General features: G+C 74.5%; 13 protein-coding genes. 11 read left to right on the top strand and 2 right to left on the bottom strand.

Annotated features, from left to right (window positions below):
• The first annotated feature begins 20 nt into the window (after positions 1-20).
• A complete protein-coding gene (locus B073_RS0132480) occupies positions 21-731 on the top strand; it encodes a DUF1707 SHOCT-like domain-containing protein (protein ID WP_018542251.1) in 711 nt (236 codons plus the stop codon).
• Between the two features lie 14 nt (positions 732-745).
• Here B073_RS0132480 and B073_RS0132475 read toward each other — a convergent pair whose 3' ends face one another.
• The gene (locus tag B073_RS0132475) at positions 746-2056 is read right to left on the bottom strand and encodes an SGNH/GDSL hydrolase family protein (protein ID WP_018542250.1); all 1311 of its coding nucleotides are present in this window, start codon (positions 2054-2056) and stop codon (positions 746-748) included.
• Between the two features lie 301 nt (positions 2057-2357).
• Between B073_RS0132475 and B073_RS0132470 the strand changes: the two genes are divergently transcribed.
• The 6 genes from B073_RS0132470 (at position 2358) to B073_RS0132445 (ending at position 8927) form a co-directional block, all read left to right on the top strand.
• Positions 2358-3704 (top strand): DUF445 domain-containing protein, encoded by a 1347-nt coding sequence (locus B073_RS0132470; protein WP_018542249.1) that lies wholly within the window; start codon positions 2358-2360, stop codon positions 3702-3704.
• A 586-nt stretch (positions 3705-4290) separates the two neighbouring features.
• A complete protein-coding gene (locus B073_RS0132465; RefSeq protein ID WP_051094310.1) occupies positions 4291-4560 on the top strand; it encodes a DUF3311 domain-containing protein in 270 nt (89 codons plus the stop codon).
• A complete protein-coding gene (locus B073_RS0132460) occupies positions 4557-6110 on the top strand; it encodes a sodium:solute symporter family protein (protein ID WP_018542247.1) in 1554 nt (517 codons plus the stop codon). Before B073_RS0132465 ends, B073_RS0132460 begins: the two co-directional genes overlap by 4 nt.
• A gap of 244 nt (positions 6111-6354) precedes the next feature.
• Positions 6355-6660 carry a DUF6412 domain-containing protein gene (locus B073_RS0132455; RefSeq protein ID WP_018542246.1) on the top strand — a complete coding sequence of 102 codons (306 nt, stop codon included), beginning with the start codon at positions 6355-6357 and terminating at the stop codon, positions 6658-6660.
• A gap of 194 nt (positions 6661-6854) precedes the next feature.
• Entirely contained in the window at positions 6855-7931 is a 1077-nt protein-coding gene (locus B073_RS0132450; protein WP_018542245.1) for a YidC/Oxa1 family membrane protein insertase, read from the top strand.
• Positions 7932-8069: 138 nt separating this feature from the next.
• A complete protein-coding gene (locus B073_RS0132445) occupies positions 8070-8927 on the top strand; it encodes a fumarylacetoacetate hydrolase family protein (RefSeq protein ID WP_018542244.1) in 858 nt (285 codons plus the stop codon).
• Positions 8928-9686: 759 nt separating this feature from the next.
• Here the strand turns inward: B073_RS0132445 and B073_RS0132440 are convergent.
• The gene (locus B073_RS0132440) at positions 9687-10829 is read right to left on the bottom strand and encodes a Gfo/Idh/MocA family oxidoreductase (protein ID WP_018542243.1); all 1143 of its coding nucleotides are present in this window, start codon (positions 10827-10829) and stop codon (positions 9687-9689) included.
• A gap of 56 nt (positions 10830-10885) precedes the next feature.
• Between B073_RS0132440 and B073_RS0132435 the strand changes: the two genes are divergently transcribed.
• The 4 genes from B073_RS0132435 to B073_RS0132420 all read left to right on the top strand — a co-directional run bounded on the left by B073_RS0132435 (position 10886) and on the right by B073_RS0132420 (position 15166).
• Positions 10886-12118: an ROK family protein gene (locus tag B073_RS0132435; protein WP_018542242.1), complete on the top strand. Its 1233-nt coding sequence runs from the start codon at positions 10886-10888 to the stop codon at positions 12116-12118.
• A 172-nt stretch (positions 12119-12290) separates the two neighbouring features.
• Positions 12291-13079: a GntR family transcriptional regulator gene (locus B073_RS0132430; RefSeq protein ID WP_018542241.1), complete on the top strand. Its 789-nt coding sequence runs from the start codon at positions 12291-12293 to the stop codon at positions 13077-13079.
• Positions 13080-13268: 189 nt separating this feature from the next.
• The gene (locus B073_RS0132425; RefSeq protein WP_026247931.1) at positions 13269-14390 is read left to right on the top strand and encodes a TIGR03364 family FAD-dependent oxidoreductase; all 1122 of its coding nucleotides are present in this window, start codon (positions 13269-13271) and stop codon (positions 14388-14390) included.
• Positions 14384-15166 carry a phosphonatase-like hydrolase gene (locus B073_RS0132420; RefSeq protein ID WP_051094308.1) on the top strand — a complete coding sequence of 261 codons (783 nt, stop codon included), beginning with the start codon at positions 14384-14386 and terminating at the stop codon, positions 15164-15166. Before B073_RS0132425 ends, B073_RS0132420 begins: the two co-directional genes overlap by 7 nt.

The raw sequence follows: 15166 nt of genomic DNA, 5'->3' as shown, positions 1-15166 counted from the left end.
ACAGGCCCTAATCTGTCCGTATGACTGACGAACGGCTCCCCCAGCTGCGCGCCTCCGACGCCGACCGCGAGCGGGTGACCGAGATCCTGCGGGACGCCCTCGCCGAGGGCCGGCTGGACATGGCGGAGTTCGACGAGCGGTTCGACGCCACCCACAAGGCCCGCACCTACGGGGAACTGGAGCGGCTCACCGCCGACCTGCCGGCGGCCGCGCCCGCCGCGCCCCCGCTGTCGCTCCGCAAGGAGCCGGCGCCGGACGGCGCGGTGACGGCCTGGTCCGCGCGGATCCGCGAGGGCGCCCAGGGCTCCACGACGGGCATCGCCGTCATGGGCGGCTTCGAGCGCAGGGGCCGGTGGACGATCGGGCGCCGGTTCACCGCGATCTGCCTCATGGGCGGCGGCGAACTCGACCTGCGCGAGGCCGACTTCGCCGACCGGGAGGTCCGGATCGACGTCTGGGCGGTGATGGGCGGGGTCAATGTCGTCGTGCCGCCGGGCGTCGAGGTCGAGGTGCGCGGGCTGGGCATCATGGGCGGCTTCGACTCCCGGGAGGACGGGGTGCCGGGCGAGCCCGGGGCGCCCCGGGTGATCGTCTCGGGGCTGGCCCTGATGGGCGGCGTCGGCGTGGAACGCAAGCTGCCCAAGGAGGAGCAGCGGCGCCTGAAGGCCGAGCGCAAGGAAGAGCGGCGGCGGCTCAAGGAGGAGCGCCGGCAGGGCCGCGAACTGGACTGACCGGGGCCGCGGGCTCAGAGCGCGGCGGGCGCGGTCTGCCGCAGGCCGTCCACGTCCACCGCGTCGGCCATCGCGCGGTAGCCGGCGTCGCTGGGGTGCAGATGGTCACCGGAGTCGTACGCCGGCAGCAGCCGCAGCGGGTGCGCCGGATCGCGCAGCGCCCGGTCGAAGTCGACGACGTCGTCGTAGACGGCGCCGGAGCGGATCAGGTGGTTGACCCGTTCGCGTACCGCGTTGAGCCGTCGGGAGTAGCCGCGGTGCCCACCGAAGGGCGTGAGGGTGCTGCCGGTGACCCGCAGCCCGCGTTCGTGCGCCCGCCGCACCACCTCCCGCATGCCCGCCACGACCTTCCGCGGGTCGAGCTGACGCGGTGCCTTGAACAGGTCGTTCACGCCGATCTCGACCACCACCGCCTGCACGCCCGTACGGGACAGCACGTCACGGTCCAGACGCGAGAGCAGGCTGGGCCCGTTGGTGGGGGCGAGGCGGCTGCTGTCGGTGAGCAGGCGGTTGCCGCTGAGGCCGGTGTTGAGGACGCCGTAGCGGGGGGCGCCCGGCTCGTCGCGCAGCCGGGCCGCGAGGAAGTCCGTCCAGCGGTGGTTGGCGCCGGGCGTGGAGGTGATGCCGTCGGTGATCGAGTCGCCGATCGCCACCACCGCGCCGCGTGCCTTGGTGGTCAGCACGTCCACGCCGGTCAGATAGCGCCAGTACGGGCTCTGCTCCGTATAGGCGGTGCCCGCGGAGTCCTCGGTGCGGTCGCCGCGCGCCAGGTAGGACGTCTGCCGGGCGTACGGGTGGTAGGTGGCCGGTCCCGAGGGGGCCGGGGAGTACGTGGTGACCAGCAGGTCGGCGTTGCCGGGCACGGCCAGCCGGACCGGGTCGCTGGTGAGCTCGCCGCCGATCGGGAGCGTCACCGACGGCTTGCCGCCGAAGGTCAGCCGGCGCATGCTGCCGGCCGTGGCGATCGGGCTGCCGCTGCCGGCCGACAGGGCCAGCGAGGCGTGGCTGAGCGGCAGCGGGCGGGTGCCGTAGAGGTTGGAGAGCCGGATCCGGGCGCTGGAGCCGCCGACGCTGGTGTGGACGACGTTCCGGATCGACATCTGCGCGTAGCCGTCCTTGGTGCCGGGCTCCGCCGACGCGACGGCCGCCGACCAGGTGCCGACCCACTGCCCGGAGACCGCCGGCGCCGCCGAGGTCCGCGGCTCCCGCGGCGGGCCGCCCGGGAGGCCGGGGGTGCCGTCGAAACCGGCGAATATCGCCGCCGAGATCAGCACCACCACCGCCGCCAGGCCGGCGAGCAGGGTGTATCCCACGCGTCTGGTCATGCCGGAGGGGTCTCCAGGGGGCTGGCGGAGCTGCGCGCTCCGGGCGGACTGGGGGCACTCCCACCCGGCGGTGGCCGGGGAGGGCGGCGGGCCGCGGACGCCCGGTGAACAGCGTCGCAGCGGTCCGGCCGGTGGTCCATGATCCCACGTACCCCCCACCGGCCGCCCGGCGCCCTGCTCCGCACCGGGTGTCCCGGACGCCGGGAACTCGTGGCGGGTTCCAGGAGTAGGGCACTGTGGGACACATACGGGCGTACGGCCGGTACGGTCGGCGGGGGACACGGCGGGAGCGGTGGAGCGGATGGACGACACGACGACCGAGGGGGCGCGGGCCGTGGAGCCGGTGCCCGCGGCGGGCGGCGCGGGCGGCCGCACGGTGCCCGGCGGCTTCCGCTACAGCGCCGCCGACGCCGAGAAGCGGCAGGCCGTCCGCCGGATGAAGGCCCTGGCCACCGGGCTGCTGGTGGCCGTCGCTGCGGTCTACGCCCTGGCGAAGTGGGCCGGCGCGGCCGGCGCCGGCGGCTGGACGGGCTTCGTGGCGGCGGCCGCCGAGGCGGGCATGGTCGGCGCGCTGGCCGACTGGTTCGCGGTCACCGCGCTGTTCAAGCGGCCCATGGGACTGCCGATCCCGCACACCGCGATCATCCCCACCAAGAAGGACCAGCTCGGGCAGAGCCTCGGCGACTTCGTGGGGGAGAACTTCCTCTCCGGCGAGGTGGTCCGCCGTCGGCTGCGCTCGGTCGGCATCGGCGCCCGGCTCGGCCGCTGGCTCGCCGAACCGCACAACGCCGACCGGGTCACCGCCGAACTGTCCACCGCGCTGCGCGGCGCGCTGACCGTACTGCGCGACTCCGACGTCCAGGCGGTGGTCGGCGAGGCCATCACCCGCCGCGCGGACGCCCAGGAGGTCGCGCCCGGCATCGGCGCCCTGCTGGAGAAGATCGTCGCCGAGGGCGGCCACACCCGGGTCGTGGACCTGGTTTGCGCCCGCGCCCACGACTGGCTGGTCGACCACGGGGACGCGGTGCTCGCCGCGGTCTCCGGCGGCGCCCCCGGCTGGACCCCCCGGTTCGTCGACCGCAGAGTGGGCGACCGCGTCTACAAGGAACTCCTGCGCTTCGTCACCGAGATGCGCGACATGCCCGACCACCCGGCGCGCGGCGCGGTGGACCGCTTCCTGACCGACTTCGCCGGCGACCTGCGCGCCGACCCGGGCACCCGCGAGAAGGTCGAACGGCTCAAGTCCGAGGTGCTGGGCCGCGGCGAGGTCCAGGACCTGATCGCCTCCGCCTGGGGCGCGGTCCGCGCGATGATCGTGGCCGCCGCCGAGGACGAACGGAGCGAGCTGCGGCTGCGGGTACGCGCCGCACTGCTCTCCCTGGGCGGCCGGCTGGCCACCGACGCCCGGCTCCGCGACAAGGTCGACGGCTGGCTGGAGGGCGCCGCGGTCTACGTCGTGACGACGTACCAGGGCGAGATCACCGCCCTGATCACCGACACCGTCGCCGGCTGGGACGCCGAACACACCTCCCGCAAGATCGAGGCCCACATCGGCCGCGACCTGCAGTTCATCCGCATCAATGGCACGGTGGTGGGGGCGCTGGCGGGCTTGTGCATCTATGCGGTGTCCCGGGCGGTAGGCGGCTGAAGCCGCCGGTTTTCCCCACGTAGTTGGCTTCCCCGCCGTAGGGGTTCGCCTTGCTTGCGCCCGACGGCGCTTGTCTTTTGCGCCTGGCGGCGTCGCTTGTTGTCCGCTGCGCGGGGCTGTTGGGTGCGGTGACGGGCCTGCGGGGGTGGTGTGCCGGACTGCTTCGCTTTACGTCCGGCACACCACCCCCTCCGGCCCGTCCCCTCCCGTTGGGGGGTTGGATTTCAGGTGAGTTGGGGCTCATGTCTGGTGGGCCGGTGCCGGCTCTGGACGGATGGGTGACCGCAATTGTCGGGCGACCGGCACGGGACCACTCAGGCCAGCCCCCACTCACCGTCTCTATGACCACCCACGGGAGGGGACGGGTCGGAGGGGCAGGGGGTGTGTCCGGACGTAAAGCGAAGCAGTCCGGACACACCCCCTGCCCCGGAGGCCCGGCACCGCGGCCGATAAGCCCCGCGCAGCGGACCGGCCCCGCGCAGCGGACAACAAGCGAGCGCCGCCAGGCGCTACAAGGCGAACCCCTACGGCGGGAAAGCCGACTACGTGGGAGCCCAGCCAAGTGCAACGACTAGGCTCGGCCGACGTGCGAAAACCGACCTACGGCGGGAAAGCCGAAAACGTGGGGCGCAGGCGAAGCGCAGCGCTCTGGCTGCTGGTCCCCTACGCGTTGTTCCTGCTCGCGTTGCCGGCCGTCAACCGCGTCACCCCGACCGTGCTCGGCCTGCCGTTCCTCTTCTTCTGGATGCTGCTCGCGATCCTGCTGACCCCGGTGTCGGTGTGGTTGGCGCGCCGCGGCGACCTCCGGCGCGGTCACGGCCGGAGCGGCGACGAAGCGACCGGGGGCGGCGCGTGAACGCCACCGTCGCCACCGCGATCTTCGCCGCGTTCATGCTGCTGACTGTCGTCCTGGGGCTGCTCGCGGTCCGCGGCAGAGGGGCGTCGGAGGGGCGGCCGGGCGGGCTCGCCGAATGGTCGGTGGGCGGGCGCAGCCTGGGCACCGTCTTCATCTGGGTGCTGATGGCCGGCGAGAGCTACACCAGCTTCAGCTACCTCGGCGCGGCCGGCTGGGGCTACAACTTCGGCGCCCCGGTGCTCTACGTCGTGGCCTACATGTCCTGCGGCTACGCCGTCGGCTATGTCGTCGGCCCGATGCTGTGGGCCTACGCCCGCCGGCACGACCTGGTCGGCATCACCGACATCGTCGCCCACCGCTACCGCCGGCCCTGGCTCGGCGCCGCCGTCGCCGTCCTCGCCACCGTCTGCCTGCTGCCCTACATCCAGCTCCAGATCACCGGCATGGGCGTGGTCGTCTCGACCCTCTCCTACGGCACGATCAGCCTCAACTGGGCCTATTTCATCGGCTTCGCGGTGACCACCGGCTTCGTCGTCGTCAGCGGACTGCGCGGCAGCGCCTGGGTGTCGGTCCTCAAGGACATCCTGGTCGTCGTCACCCTCGGCTTCCTCGCGGTGTACGTCCCGCTGCACTACTTCGGCGGCTACGGCCCCTTCCTGGACCGCGTCGTCGCCGAGAAGCCGCAGTGGCTGACCTTCCCCGGCCACGCCTCCAACGGCCTGGGCCAGACGTGGTTCGTCACCACCACCGTGATCAACTCCCTGACGGTGGTGATCTTCCCGACGACCGTGGCCGGCTACCTGGGCGCCCGCAACGCCGACGCGCTCCGCCGCAACGCGATGTACCTGCCCTTCTACAACGTCCTGTTGTTCGTGCCGATGCTGCTGGGACTGGCGGCGCTGTTCGTCGTCCCGGGCCTGACCGGCGCCGATTCCAACCTCGCGCTGTTCAAACTCGTCGTGGACTCCCTGCCGGCCTGGGCGGTGGGCGTGATCGGGGCGGCCGCGGCGCTCTCGTCGATCGTGCCGATGGCGGTCTTCATGCTGGTCATCGGCACGATGTGGGGGAGGAGCGTGCTCGGCGCGGTGCCGCGCCTGGCGTCCCGTCAGAAACTCTGGTCGCAGGTGGTCGTGGTGGTCGCCGGGGCCCTCGCGCTGGTGCTCACCTACACCGCGCCCAACACCCTCGTCCGGCTCTCCCTGATCTCCTACGAGGGCATGGCCCAGCTGGTGCCGATGCTGCTCCTGGGGCTGGTGTGGCGGCGGTTGACGATGTACGCGGCGGTGAGCGGCCTGGCGGCCGGCTTCACCGTGGTGTGCGTTCTGGTCTTCGGCGGCCACGATCCCGTCTGGGGTGTGAACGCCGGCATCGTCGGCCTCGCGGTGAACGTGGCAGTGGCCCTGGCGGTCACCTGGCTCGGCCCGCGCGAACGCGGAGACGACCGCCCGGATGCCGAAGTGCTCGCGCTGGACGACGAGTTCCCCCGGGTCGGGGACGCGACCGGTGCCGGTGCCGGGGCCGGGACGGCGGAGGCGAGCGGCCCCCGGTAGGGCCCGCGCCACCCATCGGCCGCAGCCGGCTGCGGTTCACCGCAATGCGTCGCTGAGCACTGCCGTCTACTGCCGTCTATTGCCGTTCACCGTCTGGAGTGAATCCTCGAACTGGTTGTCGCGGGCGGTCGCGGGTGCGGTTACTCTGGAACGGACGGTCGGACCGGCATCGGGCCGCCGACCGAGAGCAACGAGAGTGACGAGAGCAACGCACGCGCGGGGGAGCGCGGAAGGGGGGAGCCGGATGTACCGCATCGTCGATGCCTGGCGGCTCTACACCAGCGCGCTGTTCTTCCTGCTCGTCGGACTCCTGCTCGCCCAGAGCGGTCTGACGACGTCCCTCGCCGCCGCCGCGACCACCGCCGCGGTGCTGCTGCTGTGCAGCGCCCTCGCCCTGGCCGCCACCGCCCGCCCGGTCCCACCGGGCCGCATACGCACGGCCATCCGCGACCGCGAGCGCCGTACGGCCTTCCTGCCGCAACGCGACCCGGACGCCGCCGGCCGGCCGCGCCCGCGAGCACCGGGCCGCGCCCTCCCGGCGGCCGCGTAGCCGCTCCGGCGCACCCCCGACGCCCGACTGCTCTCCGGCACCTGCCCTGGCCGGCCCTCACCCTGCCCCGGCCCGTGCCCTGACCGGCGACGTCCCCCTCCCGACCTGTCCCACCGCTGCGCCGGTGCGTGCCCGCGCGGCTCGTCACGCCGTCTCTCCATTCCGGCACGACGAGACCCGTGGAGGGCTCACCCATGTCCGTTTTCGACATCCTCGGCGAGGCGCTGACGCGCGGCGCCCAGCTCATCGAACCGCTCTTCGGCACCGCGGCCACCGCCGCCGCCATCGTCCTGTTCACCCTCGGCGTCCGCGCCGCCCTGCATCCGCTCGCCCGCGCGGCGGCCCGCGGCGAGAAGGCCCGCGCCGCCCTCGCCCCCCAGATCGCCGCCCTCCAGCGCAAGTACGGCGGTGACCGGGAGCGCCTCCAGCAGGCGATGAGCGACCTCTACGCGAAGTCCGGCTCCTCACCGCTGGCCGGCTGCCTGCCGAGCCTGCTCCAGATCCCGGTCTTCTTCGTGATGTACCACCTCTTCTCCACCGGCAGCGGCACCCTGCTGAACCACACGCTGCTGGGCGCGCCGCTCGGCGGCACCTGGCGCCGGGCCCTCGCCGACGGCGGGATGGCCGGCCCTCAGGGCCTGGTCTACCTCGCGCTCTTCGCCCTGATCGCGGCCGTCGCCACCTGGAACTACCGCCGCGCCCGGGCAGCGGCGGCCGCCGTCCCGACCCCCGCCGCGGGTACCGCGGCCCCGGGCCTGGGCGCCCTCGGCAAGCTGATGCCGCTGCTCTCGTTCGGCACGCTGATCACAGTCGCGGTGGTCCCGCTGGCGGCCGGCCTCTACATGGTGACGACCACGACCTGGACGGCCTGCGAACGCGCCCTCCTCCACCGCAACCGGAAGCCCGCGGCCGACGGCGACCCGGCGGCAGCCGGCAAGACGACCACCGCCCGCCGGACGACGCAGCGTAAGACGACCGGGGGCCCCAAGCCGGCGGCGAGCACCACCGGGCAGCCGCAGCCGCAGTCGACGTCGCAGGCGCAGCCCACTTCCACCTCGGCCCCATGCTCCCCCTCCCCGGGGGCGCGGGCGGGGCGGCGGGGTGGGCCCAAGTCCCGGGCGGCGCGGCAGAAGGCGGCCCGGGCCAGGGCCAATGCCGCGGCGCAAAAGGGCGGTTCGGACGCGTCGGGCGCCCCGGGCAAGCCGAACACCGCGCCGCGCGCTGACAACCGACGGCCCGACGGCACCCCGATCGTTACTACCGCTCAGTAACGGTCCAGTCCGTGAACGGGGTCTTGCGGAGTGGACCCCGTTCTCGGAGGATCAGCCAAATCGCTCGATGGCCGTCCCCCATCGGCCGGTCCGGGAGCACCCTCCCGGACCGACCCTTCGACCACGGGAGTTGTGACGATGAAGCTGCTGCGTGTCGGACCGGTGGGGGCGGAGCGCCCGGCGCTGCTCGACGAAACCGGCCTGCTGCGGGACCTGTCGGGCCTGGTCACGGACATCGACGGCGCGCTGCTCGCGGACGACGCGGCCCTCGCCCGCGTCCGGGCCGCCGCGGCCGCCGGCGACCTGCCCGTACTGGACGACGCCGGGCTCCGCATCGGCCCGCCGGTCGCGCGGATCGGCAAGGTCGTGTGCATCGGGCTGAACTACCACGACCACGCCCGGGAGACCGGGGCCGCCACCCCCGAAGAGCCGATCGTCTTCCTGAAGGCCCCGGACACCGTCGTCGGCCCCGACGACACCGTGCTCATCCCGCGCGGCAGCGTGAAGACCGACTGGGAGGCCGAACTGGCGGTGGTCATCGGCCGGACCGCCCGCTATCTGGAGAGCGACGAGCAGGCACGGGCGGCGGTGGCCGGTTACGCGGTGGCGCACGACGTGTCCGAGCGCGCCTTCCAGATCGAGCGCGGCGGCCAGTGGGACAAGGGCAAGAACTGCGAGACGTTCAACCCGCTGGGCCCGTGGCTGGTGACCGCCGACGAGATACCGGACCCGCAGGCACTGGGCATCCGGCTGTGGGTCAACGGCGAGCTGAAACAGGACGGCACCACCGCCGAGCAGATCTTCCCGGTGGCCGAAGTGGTCCGCTACGTAAGCCAGTTCATGACCCTGTACCCGGGCGACGTGATCAACACCGGCACCCCGGCGGGAGTGGCGATGGGCCAGCCCGACCCCAAGCCGTATCTTCGGGCCGGCGATGTGGTGGAACTGGAGGTCGACGGGGTGGGGCGCCAGCGGCAGGCGCTGCGCTTGGCTTGATTCCCACGTAGTTGGCTTCCCCGCCGTAGGGGTTCGCCTTGCTTGCGCCCGACGGCGCTTGTCTTTTGCGCCTGCGGCGTGGTGTTTGTCCGCTGCGCGGGGCTGTTGGGTGCGGTGACGGGCCTGCGGGGGTGGTGTGCCGGACTGCTTCGCTTTACGTCCGGCACACCACCCCCTCCGGCCCGTCCCCTCCCGTTGGGGGTTGGATTTCAGGCCAGTTGCACCATCTGTCTGTGGGCCGGTGCAGGCTCTGGACTGAGGGGTGACCGTCGATGACGAGCGACCGGCACGGGACCACTTACGCCAGCTCCCACCTACCGTCTCTATGACCCACCACGGGAGGGGACGGGTCTGCGGGGCAGGGGGTGTGTCCGGACGTAAAGCGAAGCAGTCCGGACACACCCCCTGCCCCGCAGACCCGGCACCGCACCCGACAGCCCCGCGCAGCGGACCGGCAATGCGCCGCAGGCGCAAACGACGCCGCACCCGGCAACGTACGACCAAGCCCCGCGCAGCGGACCCGCCCCGCGCAGCGGACCGACAACGCCCGCGAAGCGGGCCGGAAAACGCGCCGTCAGGCGCAACGGCAAGCGCCGTCAGGCGCAACAAGGCGAACCCCCACGGCGGGACAGCCGGCTACGTGGGGCGCGGCCCCGCCAGGCACCGTCCTCGTTGTCGAACGTGTCGAAGACCAGGCGCCGTTCCTGCGCTTCCAGGGTGCGGATTTCGTCCTCTACGGCCGGGCGCAGACCGGGGCGCTCATGCGCCTTCCCCGATGCGGACCGTGCGGCCCTCGGCCGCCGAGGTCCTGGCGGCCTCCAGGACGCGCAGCGCGGCCGCGGCCTCGGCGGCGGTCACCGGCGGTGCGCCGCCGTCCCGCAGGGCGCGGACGATCGCGGCGTAGTACGCGGGGTAGTCGCCGGGCAGCGTCGGCACCGGGTCGCCGCCGCCCATCCGCGGGGACGCCCCGGCGCCGAGCCGGCCCCAGCAGGCCCTCGGCTCCACGCCCCACTCCGTCTCCCCGTCGCCGGGGCGACGGCCCTCGCGCAGTGCCGCCTCCTGCGGGTCCAGGCCGTGCTTGGTGTAGCCCGCCTTGTCGCCCAGTACCCGGAAACGGGGGCCCAGGAGGGGGGCGGTGGCGCTCACCCAGAGGTGGGAGCGGACGCCGTTCGCATGGGTGACGGCGAGGAAGGTGTCGTCGTCGGCCTCCGCGCCCGGGCGGCGGACGTCGGACTCGGCGTAGACCGAGGCCGCCGGGCCGAAGAGGGTCAGCGCCTGGTCGACGAGGTGGCTGCCGAGGTCGTAGAGGAGTCCGCCCAGCTCGGTGGGGTCGCCGGACTCGCGCCAGCCGCCCTTGGGCTGCGGCCGCCAGCGTTCGAAGCGGGACTCGAAGCGCTGCACCGCGCCGAGCGCGCCGTCCGCGAGGAGCCGGCGCACCGTGCGGAAGTCGTTGTCCCAGCGGCGGTTCTGGAAGACCGAGAGCAGCAGGCCGCGGCGGTCGGCGAGCGCGGCGAGCTGTTCGGCCTCGGCGGCGGTGGCGGCCAGCGGCTTGTCGACGACGACGGCGGCGCCGGCCTCCAGGGCGGCGGTGGCGAGCGGCACATGCGTCTTGTTCGGCGAGGCCAGCACGATCAGGTCGAGGTCGCCGGCGGCGGCCCGGTCCAGGACCTCCTGGGCGGTGGCCACGGTGCGGACCTGCGGGTGCTCGGCGCGAGCCCGGGCCTGCCGCTCGGGGCTGCCGGTCGAGACGGTGTCGAGCAGCAGCCCGTCGGTGGCGGCGATCAGCGGGGCGTGGAAGACCGAGCCCGCCAGGCCGTAACCGATCAGGCCGACGCGGAAGGGGGCGGTGCGGGCCGCGGCCGCGGTGGTGGCGGGGGCGCTGGGTGCTTCGGGGTCGCTCATGTCCTCCACTTTCGCAACGCTGTTGCCAAAGTGCAAGCAGTGCGGAGAATGGGAGGGTGAGCAGCAACGATTCCGATCACCCGGACGGCGGCGAGCGGCGGGAGGGCGCGCCGGGCCCGTCGGCCGCCCCACCCGCCCCGGCCGGTCCGACCGCCCCCGCCCGGCCCGCCGCCTCCGCCTCCCCCGGCGCCAACCTCCTCGCCCTGCGCGGGCACAACACCGCCCTGGTGCTGGGCCTGCTGCGCACCGCGGGGGAGGCCGGCGCAAGCCGGCTGGAGCTGGCCGAGCGGACCGGGCTCACCCCGCAGGCGGTCAGCAAGATCACCGCGCGGCTGCGCGCCGACGGCCTGGTCGCCGAGGCGGGCCGCCGCGCCTCCACGGGCGGCAAGCCCCGTACGGTGCTGCGGCTGGTCCCCGGGGCCCGGCACGCCGTCGGCGTCCACCTCGACCGCGACGAGATCATCTGCGTCCTGGCCGACCTCACCGGCCGGCCGGCCGCCGTGCGCCGCGCGCCCCTGGACTTCGGCGCCGGCGCCGGGTCCGTCCTGGCCACCGCCGCGCGGCAGGTCGCGGCGCTGCGGCAGGCGGCGGGCGGGCCGCCGGTGCTCGGCGCGGGCGTGGCCTGCCCGGGGCCGCTGGACCATGCGACCGGCGTCCTGCGCCAGGTCACCGGCGCCCCCCAGTGGGACGGCTTCCCGCTGCGGGACGCGCTCGCCGACCGCCTCGGCCTGCCCGTCGTCCTCGACAAGGACACCAACGCGGCGGCCCTCGGCCTCAGCCGCGCGCCCGAGGACGACGGCGGCGCCTCGTTCGCCTACCTCCACCTGGGGACGGGGCTCGGCGCCGGGCTCGTCCTCGACGGCGGCCTCTACCGCGGGCCGCACACCGGGGCGGGCGAGTTCGGCCACCAGGTGGTGCAGCTGGACGGGCCGCGGTGCGGCTGTGGGCGGCGCGGCTGCGTCGAGGCGCTGTGCCTGGCGGCGGTGGCCCGCGGCGATCTCCCGGCGGCGGCCCGGGTGCTGGGCGTGGCCGCGGCCAACCTCGTCGAACTGCTCGACATCGACCGGGTGCTGCTCGGCGGCCGCACCGTCCTGGCCCACCCGGAGGTGTTCCGGGACGGCGTGGCCCGCGTCCTGGCCGACCACGCGGCGCTGCGCGGCCGGCCGGGCGCGGCCGCAGGCGGCGGTCCCGGGGGCGCGTCCGCGATACCGGTGGCGCCGGCCCGCGGCGGCCCCCGCACGGTCGCGGACGGCGCGGCGGAGCTGGTGCTGAAGGGGTTGTTCCGGTAGGGGCGGTCGGTCCCTGATCGGGGCGGCTGAGGCGGACGGTGGGGGAACTCCCGTACATCGGAGGTGGGTTGGAGTGCCGCGTCGTACCGCCGGTACTGCCGCGCCGTAGGGGAACCGGCCACCCCCGAGGGTCCCCGCGCCCCTCCACCCACCCTGATGCGAAGATCCCCGGGTGGAGTTCCCGTACGGCCAGGATCCTGGCGCACCCGTTCGGTCCGGCATTCCCGAGCACGGACGCATCCCCAAGTACTACGCGGCGAAGGTCGATCTCGCCGCCCTGTTGGAGGAGTTGGGCGAGGGCGAACCGCTGCCCGCCGAGCGCGAACTGGCCCTGCGCTTCGAGGTGTCCCGCGAGACGCTGCGCCAGGCGCTCCGGGAGCTGGTGCTGGAGGGGCGGCTGCGCCGGATGGGGCGCGGCACCGTCGTCGCCGGCCCCAAGATGGAGCAGCCGCTCTCGCTCGCCAGTTACACCGAGGGCGTCCGCCGCCAGGGCCGCCGGCCCGGCCGGCACCTCGTCTCGCTGGACCGCTTCCCCGCGCCGCCGGCGCTCGCCCGCGATCTGGGGCTCGCCGCGGGCGACGCGGTGTGGCACATGGAGCGGGTGCTGCTCGCCGACGACGAGCGGGTCGGCCTGGAGAGCACCTATGTCGCGGTGTCCCGGGTCCCGGACCTGGCGGCCGACTTCGAGCCGGACTCGTCCTTCTACGCGTACCTCCGCGAGCGCCTCGGCACCGCCTTCGGGGACGCGGACGAGCGCCTGGAGACCGTCCTGGCCACCCCGCGCGAGGCGCTGCTGATCGGCACGCCGGGCGCGCTGCCGATGCTCCTCATCCACCGGCTGTCCCGGGACACCGAGGGCCGTCCGCTGGAGCGGGTCCGGTCCCTCTACCGGGGCGACCGGTTCTCGTTCACCACGCATCTGGGCGGCGGCGGTGCGCAGGGGCGGGACGACGGCCCGTAGGGGGGCGGGGGAGGGGGCCCGTAGGGGGTGGGTGGGCCCCTGGCCGATTCCTACCCGGTGGGTGGCGGTGGGTAGTTCGGCTTGATGTTACGAAAAGATAACGGGTCTAGGCCAAGTTTGAAGGCGTGTTAACCGGCTCGTCGCCGAACCTTCCCCTCCGCGCCACCCGGCGCCGCGACCGTCTGGGGCATGCGAGTCATCGTCGTCGGAGCCGGCGTGCTGGGAACAATGCACGCCTGGCACGCAGTTGAACGGGGCCACGAGGTCCTCCACATCGAGCGGGAGGCCGAGGCCCGCGGCGCCTCGGTCCGCAACTTCGGGCAGATCTGGGTCAGCGGCCGGGCCGGCGGCGAGGAGCTGGACACCGCGCTGCGCGCCCGCGAACTCTGGGAGGGCATTGGTGCCCGCGTCCCCGGCATCGGCTTCCGCGCCATCGGTTCGCTGACCGTCGTCCGCAACGACGCCGAGCGTGCCGTCGCCGAGGCCGCCACCCGCCGCCCGGACGCCGCCGCCCGCGGCTACCGCCTCCTCGACGCCGCGCAGGCCCGCGCCCGCAACCCCGCCCTGCGCGGCGACTTCACCGGCGCGCTGTGGTGCGAACGCGACGCCGCCGTGGAGCCCCGGGTCGCCCAACGCGCCCTGAAGGACGCCCTGCTGGCGTCCGGCCGGTACACCTACCTCGGCGGCCGGGAGGTCCGCGACGTGGTCGGCGAGCACGCGGTCCGCGACGACCACGGCACCACCCACCACGGCGACACGGTGATCCTGTGCACCGGCGCCTGGCTCGGCGGGCTGGTCCGCGAGCTGGTCCCCGACCTGCCGGTGCGCCGGGTGCGCCTGCAGATGATGCAGACCGACCCGCTCGGCGAGCCGCTGACCACCTCCGTCGCCGACGCCGACAGCTTCCGCTACTACCCCGCCTACCGCGGCGACGCCCTGGACGCCCTCAACGCCGGCCGGCCGCAGGCCCCGACCGCCGCCGCCCACAAGATGCAGCTGCTGATGGTCCAGCGCGCCGACGGCGGCCTGACCATCGGCGACACCCACGAGTACGAGGCCCCGTTCGCCTTCGACACCGTCGAGGAGCCCTACGAGCACCTCACCGGCGTCGTCGAGGCGATCCTGGGCCGCCCGCTGCCCCGTATCCGCCACCGCTGGGCCGGGGTCTACGCCCAGTGCACCGACCCCGGCCGGGTCGTCCACCGCCAGCAGGTCCGCGACGGCGTCTGGCTGGTCACCGGGCCCGGCGGACGCGGTATGACCTGCTCCCCGGCCATCGCCGAGACCACCGCGAACGCACTGGGATGGTGAGCCCGTTGACGCACCCCGACCACACGCCCGGCAACACCGGCACCCCCGACACCCCCGGCACCTTCCGTCCCGACGACATCCGGCTCGTCGTCCTGGACATGGCCGGTACCACCGTCGCCGACGACGGCCTGGTGGAGCGGGCCTTCGACGCCGCCGCCCGCCACATGGGCGTCGAGCCCGGCAGCCCCGCGCACGCCGAGCAACTCGCCTACGTCCGCGCCACCATGGGCGAGTCCAAGATCTCCGTCTTCCGGCACCTGTTCGCCGCCCCCGACGGCGACCCGCACGCCACCGAGCAGGCCGCCCGGCGCGCCAACCGCGCCTTCGAGGCGGCCTACGGCGACCTCGTCGACGACGGCCGGATCGCCCCCGTCCCCGGCGCCCGCGCCGCGATCGAGGCCCTCCAGGCCGCCGGCCGCACCGTCGTCCTCACCACCGGCTTCGCCCGGGTCACCCAGGACGCCCTCCTCGACGCGCTCGGCTGGCGCGACCTGGTCCGGCTCACCCTCTGCCCGGCCGACGCCGGCGGCCGCGGCCGCCCGTACCCGGACATGGTGCTGGCCGCCCTGCTGCGCACCGGCGCCGCCGACGACGTCGCGCAGATCGCGGTGGCCGGCGACACCTCCTACGACATGATCGCCGGACGCCGCAGCGGCGCGTCGGTGGTCGCCGGGGTGCGCACCGGCGCCCACGACGCCGCCCAGCTGTCGGCCGCCGGCGCCACCCACGTCCTGGGCTCGGTCGCCGAACTGCCCGCGCTGCTGGGAGTGGTGTGA

This window comes from Streptomyces sp. MspMP-M5, assembly GCF_000373585.1.
Lineage (GTDB): Bacteria > Actinomycetota > Actinomycetes > Streptomycetales > Streptomycetaceae > Streptomyces.
The sequence above is the reverse complement of the archived record's forward strand: the minus strand, read 5'-3'. Positions and strand labels throughout refer to the sequence as shown.

Coding starts and splice junctions, on each gene's coding strand:
- B073_RS0132480 (WP_018542251.1), top strand. CDS start 21: ATGACTGACGAACGGCTCCCCCAGCTGCGCGCCTCCGACGCCGACCGC.
- B073_RS0132475 (WP_018542250.1), bottom strand. CDS start 2,056: ATGACCAGACGCGTGGGATACACCCTGCTCGCCGGCCTGGCGGCGGTG.
- B073_RS0132470 (WP_018542249.1), top strand. CDS start 2,358: ATGGACGACACGACGACCGAGGGGGCGCGGGCCGTGGAGCCGGTGCCC.
- B073_RS0132455 (WP_018542246.1), top strand. CDS start 6,355: ATGTACCGCATCGTCGATGCCTGGCGGCTCTACACCAGCGCGCTGTTC.
- B073_RS0132450 (WP_018542245.1), top strand. CDS start 6,855: ATGTCCGTTTTCGACATCCTCGGCGAGGCGCTGACGCGCGGCGCCCAG.
- B073_RS0132445 (WP_018542244.1), top strand. CDS start 8,070: ATGAAGCTGCTGCGTGTCGGACCGGTGGGGGCGGAGCGCCCGGCGCTG.
- B073_RS0132440 (WP_018542243.1), bottom strand. CDS start 10,829: ATGAGCGACCCCGAAGCACCCAGCGCCCCCGCCACCACCGCGGCCGCG.
- B073_RS0132425 (WP_026247931.1), top strand. CDS start 13,269: ATGCGAGTCATCGTCGTCGGAGCCGGCGTGCTGGGAACAATGCACGCC.
- B073_RS0132420 (WP_051094308.1), top strand. CDS start 14,384: ATGGTGAGCCCGTTGACGCACCCCGACCACACGCCCGGCAACACCGGC.